General features: G+C 65.2%; 13 protein-coding genes. 8 read left to right on the top strand and 5 right to left on the bottom strand.

Annotated elements, in window-relative coordinates; all coding sequences use genetic code 11:
• Positions 1 to 7 precede the first annotated feature (7 nt).
• The 3 genes from GH660_RS11785 (at position 8) to GH660_RS11795 (ending at position 1,683) form a co-directional block, all read left to right on the top strand.
• Positions 8 to 1,093, top strand: coding sequence for an ADP-ribosylglycohydrolase family protein (locus GH660_RS11785; RefSeq protein ID WP_153146893.1), 1,086 nt, complete (start codon positions 8 to 10; stop codon positions 1,091 to 1,093).
• A 14-nt stretch (positions 1,094 to 1,107) separates the two neighbouring features.
• A complete protein-coding gene (locus tag GH660_RS11790) occupies positions 1,108 to 1,299 on the top strand; it encodes a hypothetical protein (protein ID WP_153146855.1) in 192 nt (63 codons plus the stop codon).
• 186 nt (positions 1,300 to 1,485) lie between these two features.
• Positions 1,486 to 1,683 (top strand): DNA gyrase inhibitor YacG, encoded by a 198-nt coding sequence (locus tag GH660_RS11795; RefSeq protein WP_153146856.1) that lies wholly within the window; start codon positions 1,486 to 1,488, stop codon positions 1,681 to 1,683.
• On the opposite strand, the gene GH660_RS11800 is transcribed toward GH660_RS11795, so the two are convergent.
• Together GH660_RS11800 and GH660_RS11805 are read right to left on the bottom strand one after the other, a co-directional pair.
• A complete protein-coding gene (locus GH660_RS11800; protein ID WP_153146857.1) occupies positions 1,667 to 2,611 on the bottom strand; it encodes a Nudix family hydrolase in 945 nt (314 codons plus the stop codon). The two genes, GH660_RS11795 and GH660_RS11800, sit on opposite strands and share 17 nt — an antisense overlap.
• Entirely contained in the window at positions 2,608 to 3,498 is an 891-nt protein-coding gene (locus GH660_RS11805) for an ATP-binding protein (RefSeq protein WP_153146858.1), read from the bottom strand. Before GH660_RS11805 ends, GH660_RS11800 begins: the two co-directional genes overlap by 4 nt.
• Positions 3,499 to 3,544: 46 nt before the next feature.
• Here GH660_RS11805 and GH660_RS11810 point away from each other — a divergent pair, with 46 nt between their 5' ends.
• From GH660_RS11810 to GH660_RS11820, 3 genes are all read left to right on the top strand, one after another.
• On the top strand, positions 3,545 to 4,780 hold the full coding sequence (locus GH660_RS11810) for a murein transglycosylase A (protein ID WP_153146859.1): 1,236 nt from the start codon (positions 3,545 to 3,547) through the stop codon (positions 4,778 to 4,780).
• A 158-nt stretch (positions 4,781 to 4,938) separates the two neighbouring features.
• The gene (locus GH660_RS11815; protein WP_153146860.1) at positions 4,939 to 6,141 is read left to right on the top strand and encodes an ammonium transporter; all 1,203 of its coding nucleotides are present in this window, start codon (positions 4,939 to 4,941) and stop codon (positions 6,139 to 6,141) included.
• Positions 6,142 to 6,446: 305 nt separating this feature from the next.
• Positions 6,447 to 8,651 (top strand): patatin-like phospholipase family protein, encoded by a 2,205-nt coding sequence (locus tag GH660_RS11820; protein ID WP_153146861.1) that lies wholly within the window; start codon positions 6,447 to 6,449, stop codon positions 8,649 to 8,651.
• 92 nt (positions 8,652 to 8,743) lie between these two features.
• Here the strand turns inward: GH660_RS11820 and GH660_RS11825 are convergent, their stop codons facing one another.
• The gene (locus tag GH660_RS11825) at positions 8,744 to 9,511 is read right to left on the bottom strand and encodes an NAD-dependent deacylase (RefSeq protein ID WP_153146862.1); all 768 of its coding nucleotides are present in this window, start codon (positions 9,509 to 9,511) and stop codon (positions 8,744 to 8,746) included.
• A 22-nt stretch (positions 9,512 to 9,533) separates the two neighbouring features.
• A complete protein-coding gene (locus tag GH660_RS11830) occupies positions 9,534 to 10,946 on the bottom strand; it encodes an MBL fold metallo-hydrolase RNA specificity domain-containing protein (RefSeq protein WP_153146863.1) in 1,413 nt (470 codons plus the stop codon).
• 136 nt (positions 10,947 to 11,082) lie between these two features.
• Here GH660_RS11830 and uvrA point away from each other — a divergent pair, with 136 nt between their 5' ends.
• A complete protein-coding gene (gene uvrA, locus GH660_RS11835; protein WP_153146864.1) occupies positions 11,083 to 13,908 on the top strand; it encodes an excinuclease ABC subunit UvrA in 2,826 nt (941 codons plus the stop codon).
• The gene (locus GH660_RS11840; RefSeq protein ID WP_153146865.1) at positions 13,905 to 14,288 is read left to right on the top strand and encodes a diacylglycerol kinase; all 384 of its coding nucleotides are present in this window, start codon (positions 13,905 to 13,907) and stop codon (positions 14,286 to 14,288) included. The genes uvrA and GH660_RS11840 overlap by 4 nt, the downstream gene beginning before the upstream one ends.
• Here GH660_RS11840 and GH660_RS11845 read toward each other — a convergent pair.
• A complete protein-coding gene (locus GH660_RS11845; RefSeq protein WP_153146866.1) occupies positions 14,226 to 14,960 on the bottom strand; it encodes a phosphatase PAP2 family protein in 735 nt (244 codons plus the stop codon). The two genes, GH660_RS11840 and GH660_RS11845, sit on opposite strands and share 63 nt — an antisense overlap.

A 14,960-nucleotide genomic window follows, 5' to 3' on the forward strand; every position in this document is an offset into this window, starting at 1 on the left:
GAGAATGATGAGCGCGGATATTTCAAGTCGAGATAGATGCACCGGAAGCCTGCTCGGTGGGGCGGTGGGGGATGCACTAGGAGCACCAATTGAATTTATGTCGGCCTCCGAAATTGTGAGCCGTTTCGGACCTTCCGGAATTTCAGGCTATGTCCCTGTCTCGACAGGGCGGCTAGGATGGATCACCGACGATACCCAGATGACCCTCTTTACCGCCGAAGGACTGATACGAGCAGGAGTAAAAGCTAAGCAGGATGGCAGTAGCCCGGATTATGTGGGTGCCACAGCGGATGCTTACCTCCGCTGGCTCGCAACCCAGAGAATGCTGGCGGCCCAGCCCGCCCCCCAAAATGGCTGGCTCTACAAGACGCGGGCTTTGCACGAAATCTGCGCACCGGGAAGAACCTGTATCCACGCTTTGCAGCGAATCGCCCCTTCGGCCTCAATGCGAGCTACAAACGATAGCAAGGGCTGCGGTGGGGTGATGCGTGTTGCTCCCGTTGGCTTGTTTGGTCATCGTGTATTTTCGGGGGCGGGCGCAGAAAAAGCCATCTTTGAGTTGGGTTGTGATCTAGCAAGAATTACTCACGGGCATCCAACCGGCTATCTGAGCGCCGGAGCTTTCTCGTTGTTGATTGCGTCGCTGATGGCAGGCGATGGGCTTGAGGAATCGCTTGGGCGAACGCTGTCCGTATTGATGACTTATCGTGACCATGACGAAACAAGCGGAGCCATTGAACAAGCAATTGCTCTTGCATCAAACGTTCCGGGGGACCATGTCGCGATGACTTCTCTCGGGGAGGGGTGGATAGCGGAGGAGGCTCTTGCGTTGGCTATTTACTGCGCCCTCTCGTATCCCGACGATTTCAGAAAAGCCTTGTTGCTCTCCGTCAATCACAGTGGGGATAGCGACTCCACAGGAAGCATCACGGGAAATATCTTGGGAGCGTTGCTCGGTACTCAGGCAATTCCTTCAGAGTGGATCGAGAAATTGGAGCTTTCTGATGTCGTTCGGCAGGTGGGTGCCGACTTGAACGATTTATTTGAATGGGACTTGATGGCTGACGATGTGGTTAGCCGTTATCCGTATTGAACAAGGAGCTACAAATGTCAAAAATACCTGTAATCAAGTGCGATCCTGCTAACCTCACGTACATCGACGAAGCTGAACTGCAAACCAAGACCAATGACGAAGAGTGGCAAGACCTTTACGACATGGATTTCCGCCCGTCCGACTTCAAGGGCAAGGCCCGTGCCGCCTTCGAGGACTTCATCAAGAGAAATGGGTATGAGCTTTGAGGCGTCTCAGTTACTATCGCAGCCCATTTGGCTTTTGCGCTAAAGGCTACTCGGTGGGTGGGGGTTAAACTGCTCGCCCCCGAGGCTTTGTGTAGCTCAGTGCGTGGCCAATAAATATTTTGTGATCAGAACGATGATTAATAAAAGCCTTCGGTCGGTTTTCAACATTACCTTCTGCAACCTCTGATGGCTGTGCGCAAGGTGCGCTGCCCGCAATGCGGCGGCGAGGCGCTGTGGGCGCCGGAAAACCCGTGGCGCCCCTTCTGTTCCGAACGCTGCAAGCAGATCGATCTCGGTTGCTGGGCCAGCGATTCCTACCGGATTCCGGTGCAGGAAGAAGACAACGATCCGGGCGTCGATCCCGATCCTACCAGCCGCGCATAAGCGCGATGCCGTGCGCGCCGTGGCCCTGGGCCGTGGTCAGCATTTCCATCCGCATGCCGCCCAGCGCCAGAACCGGCAGCGTATTGCCGGCCAGCAAGCGCTCGAATTCCGTCCAGCCAATTCCCGATGATTCCGGATGGGTCGGCGTCGGCAGCACCGGGCCGAGCAGCGCATAGTCGAAGGCCAACTCGCCGGCGCGGGCGATTTCCGCCGTGTCGTGGCACGAGGCGCCCACCCACGCGAAATCCGGGCGCCGGGTGCAGGTGGCAAGCCGGGCGGCCGACAGGTGTACGCCGTCGGCGCCGGTACGCCGGGCGATCTCCTCGTCGTCATTGATGACAACCAGCGCGCCGTGGCTGTGCGCCAGGCGGACGACGGTCTCGGCAAACCACAGACGCTGCGCCGGCGGCCAGCCCTTGTCGCGTACCTGGATCAGCCGCAGGCCGGCGCTCAGCGCCTCTTCCAGTCGCTCCAGCTGGCGTTCGACGCCTTCGCTTTCGGCCATGGTGATGGCCATCGTCGTCGGTAGCGCCAGCGCCTTCAGGATCGGATCGTTGGCCGGCAGGATGGGGGCGACGGTCGCCGATTTGCCGCATTCCTGCCAGTCGACCGCAGCATGTTCGAGTGGGGCGGTGATCCCGATTTCGCCCTCCCACGCCGTCACGCGCCAGAAATTGAGACGCACGGTGGCGTGCGGGTAGGTGAAGACGCGGGTCAGCCAGGGCGAACAGGCGGTGACCAAGATGCCGAGTTCCTCGTGCAGTTCGCGGACCAGCGCGTCGCGCACTGTTTCGCCAGGCTCCACCTTGCCGCCGGGAAACTCCCAGTAACCCGCATACACCTTGCCCTCGGGGCGCTGGGCGAGCAGGAATTCGCGGCCGCCGGCGCGCAGCATCACGGCGGCGGCGACCTCGACCACCTGGCTCACTTCGCCTTCTTTCGCGCCGGCTTCTGCTGTCCCGCCAGGTCGCGGGCGAACTGCCAGGCGACGCGTCCGCTGCGCGAGCCACGGCCGAGCGCCCAGTTCAGCGCATCGCGCTCGCAGGCGGCGATCCGCGCCTCGTCGACGCCGAAATGGCGCAGCCAGTGGTTGACGATGCCCAGGTAGTCATCCTGGCTGAACGGGTAGAAGGAAATCCACAGCCCGAAGCGCTCGGAGAGGGAAATCTTCTCCTCGGTCGCCTCGCCGGGATGGATCTCGTCGTCGACGCGCGTGGTGTCGAGATTCTCGGCAAAGTATTCGGGCATCAGGTGGCGCCGGTTCGAGGTGGCGTAGATCAGCACGTTGTCCGGCGGTGCCGCGACCGAGCCGTCGAGCACCGATTTCAGCGCCTTGTACGCTGTTTCCCCGGCTTCGAACGAGAGGTCGTCGCAAAAGACGATGAAGCGCTCGCGGCGCCCCTCGAGCAGTTCGACGATGTCCTGCAGGTCGACCAGGTCGTCCTTGTCGACCTCGATCAGGCGCAGGCCCTTCTTCGCGAATTCGTTGAGCACCGCCTTGACCAGCGACGACTTGCCCGAGCCGCGGCTGCCAGTCAGCAGCACGTTGTTGGCCGGCTGGCCGGCGACGAACTGGCGTGTGTTGGCGACGATGCGCGCCTTCTGGTCATCGATGTGCTCGAGGTCGGCGAGGCGGATCGGGTGCGGGTGGCGCACCGCCTGCAGCCAGCCGCGGCCGTTGCGCGTGCGCCAGCGGAAGGCAATCGCCGCATCCCAGGCGGGTGGCGGCGGGGCGGGTGGGAGGCTGGCTTCAAGTTGCCCGAGAACGGCCTCGGCGCGGGTCAGGAGACGTTCGAGTTGCAGGGTGTTCGGCATGGTGGCTTTATACTTCGCGGCGAATCTGCGAACTCTAACGAAACACATGCGAAAAATCCAAGCTGCCGCGCTTTTCACCGCCATTCTTGCCGCGCTATTCCTGGCTGCCTGCACCACGACCACTACTACGACCCCGACCGGTGAGCCGACCGTCGGCTGCAAATCCTGTCCCGCCTGCCCGACATGTCCGCCGCCTGCGGTGGCGCCACCCGCCGCCGTGCCCTTCTCCCGTACCCTGGTGGCGGCCGCCTGGTCCGACCTTCCGGGCTGGGTAGACGACGATCACGGCGCCGCCTGGCCGGCCTTCATGGCCAGCTGCCGCGGCATTGCCGGCAAGCCGCACGGCGCGGGCTGGAAGCGCGTCTGCGATCTGGCGCGGGCCGCCGAGGGCAAGCCGGGGCACGATGCGCGCCGCTTCTTCGAGACCCAGCTCAAGCCCTACGCAATCCAGGCCGCCGACGGCAATGCCAGCGGCCTGGTGACCGGCTACTACGAGCCGCTGCTGCGCGGCAGCCGGACGCGGACCAGGGGCTTCGAGCAACCGGTGCGCGGCGTGCCGGACGACCTGCTGACCGTCGACCTGTCGGCCATCTTTCCCGAGCTGAAGGACAAGCGGGTGCGCGGCCGGCTCGAAGGCAACAAGGTCGTGCCCTACTGGTCGCGGGGCGAGATCGCCGCGCGCGGCGACAAGCTGCCGGCGCGCACGCTGCTCTACGTCGACGATGCGGTCGAGCTCTTCTTCCTGCAGGTCCAGGGCTCCGGGCGCGTCAGGCTGACCGACGGCACGATGACCCGCCTCAACTATGCCGACCAGAACGGATATCCCTACCAATCCATCGGCCGGGTGCTGGTCGACCGCGGCGAACTGAAACTGGAAGAGGCGTCGATGCAGGGCATCCAGGCCTGGGCGCGGGCCAACCCGGGGCGCCTGGATGAATTGCTCAACACCAATCCCAGCTACGTCTTCTTCCGTGAAGTGCCGAACAGCAAGGATGGCCCGGTCGGCGCGCTGGGCGTGCCGCTGACCGCCGAGCGCAGCATCGCCGTCGATCCGCGCTCGGTACCGCTGGGCGCGCCGGTATTCCTGGCGACGACGCGTCCGAATTCGGGCAGGGCGTTGAATCGCCTGATGCTGGCTCAGGATACCGGCAGCGCGATCAAGGGGGCGGTGCGCGCCGACTTCTTCTGGGGCTTCGGCAAGGAAGCTGGCGAGCAGGCGGGGCGCATGAAGCAGGCCGGCCGCATGTGGTTGCTGTTGCCGCCGGAAGCGGTCCCAAAATGAGGCATGAGCGCACCATTTGAATGCGCGCAGCCGGTAATTTGCACAAAACAGGTGCAAAACTTCTCGTATGCGAGAATCTAATGCACTGATTTGAAATAATATTAATGCACTGGAATGGTGCTTGCTTTCGCATCCGGATTCTTTGATCCGGGGGTTTCATGGAAGCTTTTCAGTCTGGCGGCAACGTCCTCTTCATTTTGCTGGGTGCCATCATGGTGCTCGCCATGCACGCCGGCTTCGCGTTTCTCGAAGTCGGCACGGTGCGCAAGAAAAACCAGGTCAACGCGCTGGTCAAGATCCTGACCGATTTCGCGATGTCGACCATCGCCTATTTCTTTATCGGCTACAGCATCGCCTACGGCGTCAGCTTCTTCTCCGGCGTCGATACGCTGATGGAGAAGAACGGCTTCGAGCTGACCAAGTTCTTCTTCCTGCTCACCTTCGCCGCCGCCATTCCGGCCATCATCTCCGGCGGCATCGCCGAGCGCGCCAAGTTTCATCCGCAACTGATCGCCACCTTCCTGCTGGTCGGCTTCGTCTATCCGTTCTTCGAGGGCATCGCCTGGAACCAGGCGTTCGGCATCCAGGCCTGGCTCAAGGCCACGTTCGGCGAGGAGTTCCACGATTTCGCCGGTTCCGTGGTGGTGCACGCCATGGGCGGCTGGATCGCGCTGCCGGCGGTGCTCCTGCTCGGTGCCCGCTATGGCCGCTACAGCAAGGACGGGCGGATTTCCGCCCACCCGCCCTCGTCGATTCCCTTCCTGGCGCTCGGTGCCTGGATCCTGACGGTCGGCTGGTTCGGCTTCAACGTCATGAGCGCCCAGACGCTGGACAAGATTTCCGGGCTGGTGGCACTCAATTCGCTGATGGCGATGGTCGGCGGCACGCTGGTCGCGCTGCTGATCGGCAAGAACGACCCCGGCTTCGTGCATAACGGCCCGCTCGCCGGACTGGTCGCCGTCTGTGCCGGTTCGGACCTGATGCACCCGATTGGTGCGCTGGTCGTCGGCGGCGTCGCTGGCGCACTGTTCGTGGTCATGTTCACGCTGACCCAGAACCGCTGGAAGATCGACGACGTGCTCGGCGTCTGGCCCCTGCACGGCCTGTGCGGCGCCTGGGGCGGCATTGCCGCCGGCATCTTCGGCAGCAAGGCGCTCGGCGGCGCCGGCGGCATCGCCTTCATGCCGCAACTGATCATGACCGGGCTGGCGATCGTGGTGGCGATGGCCGGCAGTCTGCTGGTCTATGGTGCGCTGAAGGCGGTGCTCGGCCTGCGCCTCGATCAGGAAGAGGAATACCAGGGCGCCGACCTGAGCATCCACAAGATCACCGCAACGCCCGAGCGCGAGCCGAACTGGTGAATTTCGGCGGCGGCTTGTCGCCAAGTTCACGAAAACCGGGAAGGGCGCCGATGCGGCGCCCTTTTTTTTTCACCATCCGCTTCCCTTGACAGGGGTTTCGGCGACCTGCCGCGGCGGTGTGCGACCGAACTGCGCGGCGCCAGGGAGGCGAACGCCGGTCTAGCGCTCGTGGCTCTGCCTGGCAGGGTCCGAAAATTGCTGCTGACAGCATCGCTTTTGTTTCCGCTGGTAAGCTTGCGCGCTGTTCACTACCGCCGCGACAAGTATCCGGCGGCGTCTCCCTCCGTGCTTCATTGGTGCCAGTCATGATCGAACCCAAGTGCTCGCGATCCGCCATCCGGCGCATCGCTTCGGGCAGCATTGCTGCATTCGCCCTCGTCGGCACACTTGCCGCGGCCGCCGAGCGGCCCCGCGTCGGCCTCGTTCTCGGTGGTGGCGGCGCCCGCGGGGCAGCGCACATCGGTGTCCTCGAGGTGCTCCGGGAGAACCGGATACCGGTCGACTGCGTGGCCGGCACCAGCATGGGCGGGCTGGTCACCGGCGCCTTTGCCGCCGGCCTGAGTCCCGACGAGATGCTGGCGGCGATGGGCAAGGCTGACTGGCGGGCCATGTTCAACGACAACCCGCCGGTGGAGGATCTCAATCCGCGCATCAAGTACCAGTCCCGGCGTTTCATTCCCGGTACCGAGATGGGGATGACGAAGGACGGCGTACAGGCGCTTCCCTCGGTCGTCGGTGGGCAGAAGGTCAAGCTGTTCATCAATCAGCTGGTTCGCAGCCAGTATGGCGAGCCGCAGATCGAGAACATGCCGCTCCCGGTTTCCATCGTCGCCACCGACCTGGTGACCGGCGACAAGGTGGTGTTCCGCGAGGGCAGCCTGACCAAGGCCATGCGCGCGACGATGTCGGTGCCCGGCCTGATGACGCCGGTCAAGGACGGTGACCGGCTGCTGGTCGATGGCGGTCTGGTCGACAACGTGCCGATCGACGAGGTGCGCAAGAACTGCAAGGCCGATGTCGTGATCGCCGTCAACGTCGGGTCGCCGCTGATGAAGGCCGGCGAGATCGGCGGCATCCTCTCGGTGGCCGGGCAGATGGTCAACATCCTGACCGAGCAGAACGTGACGAGGTCGCTGGCTACGCTCACCGCGTCGGATATCTACATCAAGCCGGACCTGGAGGGCATTACCGCGGCCGAATTCGGTCGCTACGATGAAACGGCGAAGCGCGGGCGCGCAGCGGCCGAGGCGCTGCTGCCGCGGCTGCAGGCACTGAGCGTGGACGAGACGCAGTATCAGGCCTGGCTGACGGCCATGACGCCGGTCCGTGGCCCGTTGCCGGTCGTCGACGAAGTGCGGATCGCCGGCCTGAAGCGGGTGAACCCGGCCTATCCGGATCGCTATCTGAAGAATTACGAAGGCGTGCCGGTCGACGTCGACCGGCTGGACAAGGATATCGGCCTGATCTTCGGCGATGGCGAATATGACCATGTGGACTTCTCGCTGTTGTCCACGCGGGATCGCAACATCCTGCGCGTGACGCCGCTGGAAAAGGAATTCGGGCCGGATTACCTGCGCTTTGGCTTCAATCTAAACTCGGTTTCCAACGGCTCGTCCACCTTCAACATGCGGGTCGCCTACCAGAAAACCCTGATCAACAGCCTGGGCGGCGAGTGGCTGGCCGGGGTCCAGGTCGGCAACGAAATCGGGGCGTTCACTGAGTTCTATCAACCGCTCGACGCCGAGCGGCGTTTCTTTTTCGAGCCCAGGCTTATCTACCTGCGCGTACCGCTCGATATCTATCAGAACAACAATCGGGTGGCCGAATACCGGGTCGATCAGACGACCCTCGACCTGCTGGCGGGAATCAACGTCGGCCTGTGGGGGCCGGTGGCGTTTGGCTGGACCGAGCGTTACCGCAATGCCGACCTGGAAACCGGATCGCCGACTTTCAGGAGTGGAGGCAAGGGCTATGGTGGCTTCCTAGCCAAGATGGAATTCGACCAGTTCGACCGCCTGTACAACCCGACGACCGGCTGGGCGGCCTACGGGAACTACTTCTACGCGGCGGGCGACGGCTATGACCGGGCGGAACTGGACCTGCGCGCCGCGCAGAGCATCGGCGACTACGTCTTCCACGGGCGGATCCGCGGCGCCGGTTCCCTGACCGGCACGTTGCCCTTCTACGACGCCGTGGCGCTGGGCGGTTTCCTCAACCTGTCGGGGTTCGTGCGCAACCAGATCATCGGCGACTCGCTCATGTATGGCAACGTCCGCGTCGAGAAGGTTGTCGGGCGACTGCCGGCAGGCCTGCGCGGCGACATGCGGGTCGGCGTGGCTCTGGAGGGCGGGCAGGTCAACGGCCGCTACACGGAAACGAACCTGAACGGCTGGCAAAGCTCGGTGACCGCTTATGCAGGAGGCGAGACGCCGTTGGGGATGGTTTATGTCGGTTACGGGTATGCGCCGAACGGCATGGGCAATTTCTACCTGTTCATCGGGACGCCGTGAGAATGCACGCCGTAGCCGCTATGGCCTCGCAAAACCCCCCAGGGTGATCTGCGCCAAGGCCGCCCCTGGAAGCCCGCCCGTGTTCCGTGCGGTCAGGTGCCGTCCAGGTGGGCCATGATTTCCGTCATGGCCGCGGCGGCGCCCAGTGGCAAGTGGTAGGCGACGTGGGGAGTCAGGCGGGTTTGCGCGGGGTTGATCTCGACGGTGGGAATCCCGACCCGCGCGGCCCAGACCACCGGCTCGGCGATGTACGGAAAGACGGCGGAGGTGCCGATGGTGAATACCATGTCCACACCGCGTTCGAGGGCGCCGATGAAGCGGGTCATCGCCGCTTCCGGCAAGGCCTCGCCGAAGAGCACGACGTCCGGGCGCAGCGTTCCGCCGCATTTCGGGCAGCGGGGCGGGAGCTCATGGCGGCCCAGATCGTCGACCGGTTCGTGGAAGTCGCAACTCGCACAGACCAGCGTCTGCAGGTTGCCATGGATCTCGATCAGCTTGGTGCTGCCCGCCTTGCGGTGCAGGCCGTCGATGTTCTGCGTGAAGACGAAGGTGTCGGGAACTTTCGCTTCCAGGCTCGCGATGGCCCGGTGCGCGGGATTGGGCAGCGCGTCGCGGCAGTGATGGGCGATCCGCGCCAGGTATTTCCAGGTGATTTCCGGGCGGACGGAAAACATGCTTCCCGACAGCGCCGTTTCGATCGGCAGCCCGTCCTCGGTCTCTTCGTCGTTGTACAGACCGCCGACCCCGCGGTAGGTGGGTAGCCCGGAGTCAGCCGAGATGCCGGCGCCGGTGATGAAAAGCACCCGGCGCGAACGGGCGAGGTGGCGGGCGATGCGTTCGATGGCGGCTGGCGTGTCCATGGTCGTGGGCTATAGTGGGGGCCTATATTTCAACGAATTCGCCGGCGTGCGGCAGGCTTACCGCCGTCCAGCCCAGCCGCTCGCGAATCGCTGCGGCGAAGTTCTCCGAGGCCAGCGCTTCGCCATGCACGACGAAGGCCCGGCCCGGCGGGCTGCGGAAGCCGCGCAGCCAGTCGAGCAGGGCTGCTTGGTCGGCATGGGCCGAGAGGCCGCCTACTGTATAGACCCGGGCGCGGACCGGGACCGTCTCGCCGAAGATGCGGACCAGCCGGGCACCGTCGACCAGGCGCCGGCCAAGCGTGCCGGCCGCCTGAAAGCCGGCGATCAGGACGCTGCATTCGCTGCGCGGCAGGTTTTCGCGCAGGTGGTACTTGATCCGTCCCGCCTCGCACATGCCGCTGGCCGAAATGATCACTGCGCCGCTGCGGATTTCGTTCAGCGCCTTGGACGCCTCGACGTCGGCGACGAACTCGAGTTTCATCCGGTCCGGATGGGCCTGCTGCCAGGCGATCAGGGCGCGCGTCTCGGCATCGAGCAATTCCGGATGCGCCAGCGTGATCCGGGTCGCGGAATTCGCCATTGGCGAGTCGACATAGACCTTGAGCGGCGACAGCCGCTGGCGCCGCACCAGATCGGCCAGCAGGTAGATGATCTCCTGCGTGCGGCCGACGGCGAAGGCGGGGATGACGAGGTTGCCGCGGGCGGCGCGGGTCCGCTCGAAGGCGGCGACGATTTCGTCCTCGGTTTCCGGCAGCGAACGGTGCAGGCGGTCGCCGTAGGTCGATTCGATCAGCAGCGCGTCGGCATCCACCGCGACCTTCTCCGGATTGCGCAGCACCGGCCGGTTCGGCATGCCGAGATCGCCCGAGAACACCAGCCGCCGCGGCCGACCTTTAACGCCAACCGTGACTTCCAGCCAGGCCGACCCGAGGATGTGCCCGGCGTCGTGGAAACGCACGGTGACCGCTTCCGCCGGCTGCAGCGTCGCGCCGTAGGCGACCGGCTGCAACTGTCCGAGCACTGCCAGCGCCTGGGCGACGGTGTACAGCGGGGCCGCGACGCCGCGTTCGCTCCTGCCGCGGCGGAAGCGGTGGCGCAGCTGCCATTCGGCTTCCTTTTCCTGGATGTGCGCGCTGTCCGGCAGGAGGACCTCGAGCAGATCGATGGTCGCCGGCGTCGCGTAGATCGGTCCGCGGAAACCGAGGACCATCAGGCGCGGCAGGAGCCCGGAATGGTCGATGTGGGCATGGGTAAGCAGGACGAAATCGATGTTCCGCACATCGAAGCCGAAATTCAGCGCCCGCAGGTTCTTGGTGCGCGCTTCCGGTCCGCCCTGGAACATGCCGCAGTCGACGAGGAAGCGGCAACCCCCCGTGTCCACCAGCGTGCACGAACCGGTCACCTCGCCGGCCGCACCGAGAAAACCCAGACGCATGTGCGAATTCCTCCCGTGGCGGATAGCATGAACCGCGGGGCCGCGGAAAGCAACGGGCGTAGCGCTTCTTTGCCCGAAGGCGCGGCGAACTTGCGTATAGTTGTCGGCTGCACCAATTCATTCCGACTCCGGCATCATGGAAACCATCCGCATTCGCGGCGCGCGCACGCACAACCTCAAGAACATCAACCTCGATCTGCCGCGCGACCGGCTGATCGTCATCACCGGGCTGTCCGGCTCGGGCAAGTCGTCGCTGGCCTTCGACACGCTCTACGCCGAGGGGCAGCGGCGCTACGTCGAGTCGCTGTCGGCCTATGCCCGGCAATTCCTGCAGTTGATGGAGAAGCCCGATGTCGATCTGATCGAGGGGTTGAGCCCGGCCATTTCCATCGAGCAGAAGGCGACCTCGCACAACCCGCGCTCCACCGTCGGCACCGTCACCGAGATCCACGATTACCTGCGCCTGCTGTTCGCCCGCGCCGGCACGCCGTATTGCCCGGAACACGACCAGCCGCTGGAAGCGCAGACGGTGTCGCAGATGGTCGATCACGTGCTGGCCCTGCCGGAAGAAACCAAACTGATGATCCTCGCGCCGGTGGTGGCCAACCGCAAGGGCGAGCAAGCCGATCTCTTCGCCGAACTGCGCGCCCAGGGCTTCGCCCGCGTGCGGGTCGACGGCACGGTCCATGAGATCGACGCCGTTCCCAAGTTGGCCAAGACGCAGAAGCACAATGTCGATGTCGTCGTCGATCGCCTCAAGGTGCGCGACGACATGCGGCAGCGCCTGGCGGAATCCTTCGAGACGGCGCTGCGCCATGCCGACGGCCGGGCGATCGCGCTGGAGATGGACAGCGGGAAGGAGCACCTGTTCTCGGCCAAGTTCGCCTGTCCGGTCTGCTCGTATGCCCTGCAGGAGCTCGAGCCGCGCCTGTTCTCGTTCAACAACCCGATGGGCGCCTGCCCGAAGTGCGACGGGCTGGGCGTCATCCAGTTCTTCGACCCCAGGCGCGTCGTCGGCAACCCCGAACTGTCGCTGGCGGCGGGGGCGATCCGCGGCTGGGACAGGAAGAACCAGTTCTACTTCCAGATCCTCGAATCGCTGGCCGAGCATTACGGGTTTGCAGTCGACACGCCGTTCGCCCAGCTTTCCGAGGCGGTGCGCCAGGTCATCCTCTACGGTTCCGGGCGCGATGCGATCAGCTTCCGCTACGCCAACGAGAAGGGCACGCGCTTCGACCGCAGCCACACCTTCGAGGGCATCATCCCCAACCTCGAGCGGCGTTACCGCGGCAGCGATTCGCAGGCGGTGCGCGAAGAACTCTCCAAGTACATCAGCAACTCGACCTGCCCGCACTGCAACGGCACGCGCCTGCGCATCGAGGCGCGCCACGTGCGCGTCGGCGCGCGCACCCTGCACGAGATCAGCCGCCTGCCGCTGGGCGAGGCGCGCAACTACTTCAACTGCCTGACCCTGGCCGGCCACAAGGCGCAGGTGGCGGACAAGATCCTCAAGGAAATCACCGCCCGCCTTTCCTTCCTGATCAACGTCGGGCTCGACTACCTGTGCCTGGAGCGCAGCGCCGAGACCCTCTCCGGTGGTGAGTCGCAGCGCATCCGCCTGGCCTCGCAGATCGGCTCCGGGCTGACCGGCGTCATGTACGTGCTCGACGAGCCGTCGATCGGTCTCCACCAGCGCGACAACGACCGCCTGCTGCAGACCCTGCGCAACCTGCGCGACATGGGCAACACCGTGCTCGTCGTCGAGCACGACGAGGACGCCATCCGCACCGCCGACTACGTCGTCGACATCGGCCCCGGCGCCGGCGTGCACGGCGGCGCCATCGTCGCCGAAGGCACGCCGGCCGAGGTCGCGGCCAACCCGGCGTCGATGACCGGCGACTACCTGGCCGGCCGCCGGGCAATTCTGGCCCCGCAGCAGCGTCGACCGCAGCAGCCCGACCGCCAGCTGCGCGTGGTCGGCGCCTACGGCAACAACCTGAAGGACGTCACGCTGGAGCTGCCGGTCGGCCTGCTCACCTGCATCACCGGCGTTTCCGGTTCCGGCAAGTCGACGCTGATCAACGACACGCTCTATGCCGCCGCTGCCCGGCACCTCTACGGTTCGACCGCCGAGCCGGCGCCGCACAAGGAAATCGTCGGCCTCGAACTGTTCGACAAGGTGATCAACGTCGACCAGGCGCCGATCGGCCGCACGCCGCGCTCCAACCCGGCGACCTACACCGGCCTGCTGACGCCGATCCGCGAGCTGTTCTCGCAGGTGCCGGAGTCGCGGGCGCGCGGCTACGGGCCCGGGCGCTTCAGCTTCAACGTCAAGGGCGGCCGCTGCGAGGCCTGCCAGGGCGACGGCATGATCAAGGTCGAGATGCACTTCCTGCCCGACATCTACGTGCCGTGCGACGTCTGTCACGGCAAGCGTTACAACCGCGAGACGCTGGAGGTCCACTACAAGGGCAAGACCATCCACGACGTGCTCGGCATGACCGTCGAGCAGGCGCGCGAATTCTTCGACGCCGTGCCGGTCGTCGCCCGCAAACTGCAGACCCTGGTCGACGTCGGTCTCAGCTACATCACCCTTGGCCAGAGTGCGACCACGCTGTCCGGCGGCGAGGCACAGCGCGTCAAGCTGGCGCTCGAACTGTCCAAGCGCGACACCGGCCGCACCCTGTACATTCTCGACGAACCGACCACCGGCCTGCATTTCCAGGACATCGAGATGCTGCTCAGTGTGCTGCAGCGCCTGGTCGCCAACGGCAACACGGTGGTCGTCATCGAGCACAACCTCGACGTCATCAAGACCGCCGACTGGATCGTCGACCTCGGGCCGGAGGGCGGCGACGGCGGCGGGCGCATCCTCGCCGCCGGCACGCCGGAGCAGATTGTCCGCTGCAAGGCCAGTCATACCGGCCGTTTCCTGAAACCGCTGCTGGAGAAAAAGGCATGAGTGCCGCCGAGTTGAAGGGCAAGAAGGGGCTGGTCCGGCTGTGGAACGCGCTGGGTTATTCGCGCGACGGCATCGCCGCCGCCTGGAAGAACGAGGCGGCGTTCCGCGAGGAGGTGCTGCTCGCCGCGGTGACGATTCCGCTCGCCCTTTATCTGGGGCGGAGCGGTGTCGACCGTGCCCTGCTGGTCGGCAGCATCCTGCTGATCCTCATCGTCGAGATCCTCAATTCGGCGGTCGAGGCCGTGGTCGACAAGGCGTCGCCCGAAAAGCACGAATTGGCCAAGCGCGCCAAGGACATGGGCAGCGCGGCGGTGCTCCTAAGCCTGATAAACGCTGCGGCGATCTGGCTCTGCGTGCTGTGGCCGATCGCCCGCGGCTGAGCGGCCGACGCCCAGCGCAGCGGCCAGCGCCAGACTGATCGCCCAGGCCAGCCAGGCCGACCACAGGGTGTGCGAGAGGAAATGTCCCCCCTGGGCCTGGCGGGTCAGCCCCATGACCAGACCGAGGCAGAGGGCGCCGAGGATGAGGCGGCGGGCCAGGCGCGGCGAATGGGTGTGCAGGGCCAGACCGCCGGCCAGCCACATGAAGCCGGTCGCCGCGTGCGCCGCCGGGAAGCACATGCCGCGCGCGATGTCGCCCGACGCTTGCGCAAACAGGCCCAGGTAGGGGGCAAATCCGCCGAACGCCGAGATGTCCCACGGGCAGTGGCGGTTGGTGTTCAGTCGGAGGACGGCGACGGCCGCTGGAATCAGGATCAGGCCGAGCAGGGCCAGCGCAGCATTGCGCGGCGGCAGCCAGGGCAGCCTGCCGCCCAGGCCATAAAGGCAGCCGGCGCCCGCCAGCAGCGCGCCGGCCAGCACGGCGAATTTGACGCCGTAGTAGAAAACCGGGGTGAAGAACCCGTGCTGGCGGAGCGGAAAGTCGCCCAGCACCGGGTTGAAGAATGGCGCCGCCAGTTGCAGGTCGAGATCGGTGCGTTCGAAGACGTAAAACAGCAATACGCCGCTCAGCGCCAGAAACAGGCCGTGCCCGAGGAACCAGCGGCGCGTCAT

It is taken from the genome of Dechloromonas sp. H13 (genome assembly GCF_009469615.1).
Lineage (GTDB): Bacteria > Pseudomonadota > Gammaproteobacteria > Burkholderiales > Rhodocyclaceae > Azonexus.

Bases quoted from the DNA above. Each gene is read 5' to 3' on its own strand.
- GH660_RS11785 (WP_153146893.1), top strand. From the start codon at position 8: ATGAGCGCGGATATTTCAAGTCGAGATAGATGCACCGGAAGCCTGCTC.
- GH660_RS11790 (WP_153146855.1), top strand. From the start codon at position 1,108: ATGTCAAAAATACCTGTAATCAAGTGCGATCCTGCTAACCTCACGTAC.
- GH660_RS11795 (WP_153146856.1), top strand. From the start codon at position 1,486: ATGGCTGTGCGCAAGGTGCGCTGCCCGCAATGCGGCGGCGAGGCGCTG.
- GH660_RS11805 (WP_153146858.1), bottom strand. From the start codon at position 3,498: ATGCCGAACACCCTGCAACTCGAACGTCTCCTGACCCGCGCCGAGGCC.
- GH660_RS11810 (WP_153146859.1), top strand. From the start codon at position 3,545: ATGCGAAAAATCCAAGCTGCCGCGCTTTTCACCGCCATTCTTGCCGCG.
- GH660_RS11815 (WP_153146860.1), top strand. From the start codon at position 4,939: ATGGAAGCTTTTCAGTCTGGCGGCAACGTCCTCTTCATTTTGCTGGGT.
- GH660_RS11820 (WP_153146861.1), top strand. From the start codon at position 6,447: ATGATCGAACCCAAGTGCTCGCGATCCGCCATCCGGCGCATCGCTTCG.
- GH660_RS11825 (WP_153146862.1), bottom strand. From the start codon at position 9,511: ATGGACACGCCAGCCGCCATCGAACGCATCGCCCGCCACCTCGCCCGT.
- GH660_RS11830 (WP_153146863.1), bottom strand. From the start codon at position 10,946: ATGCGTCTGGGTTTTCTCGGTGCGGCCGGCGAGGTGACCGGTTCGTGC.
- uvrA (WP_153146864.1), top strand. From the start codon at position 11,083: ATGGAAACCATCCGCATTCGCGGCGCGCGCACGCACAACCTCAAGAAC.
- GH660_RS11840 (WP_153146865.1), top strand. From the start codon at position 13,905: ATGAGTGCCGCCGAGTTGAAGGGCAAGAAGGGGCTGGTCCGGCTGTGG.
- GH660_RS11845 (WP_153146866.1), bottom strand. From the start codon at position 14,960: ATGACGCGCCGCTGGTTCCTCGGGCACGGCCTGTTTCTGGCGCTGAGC.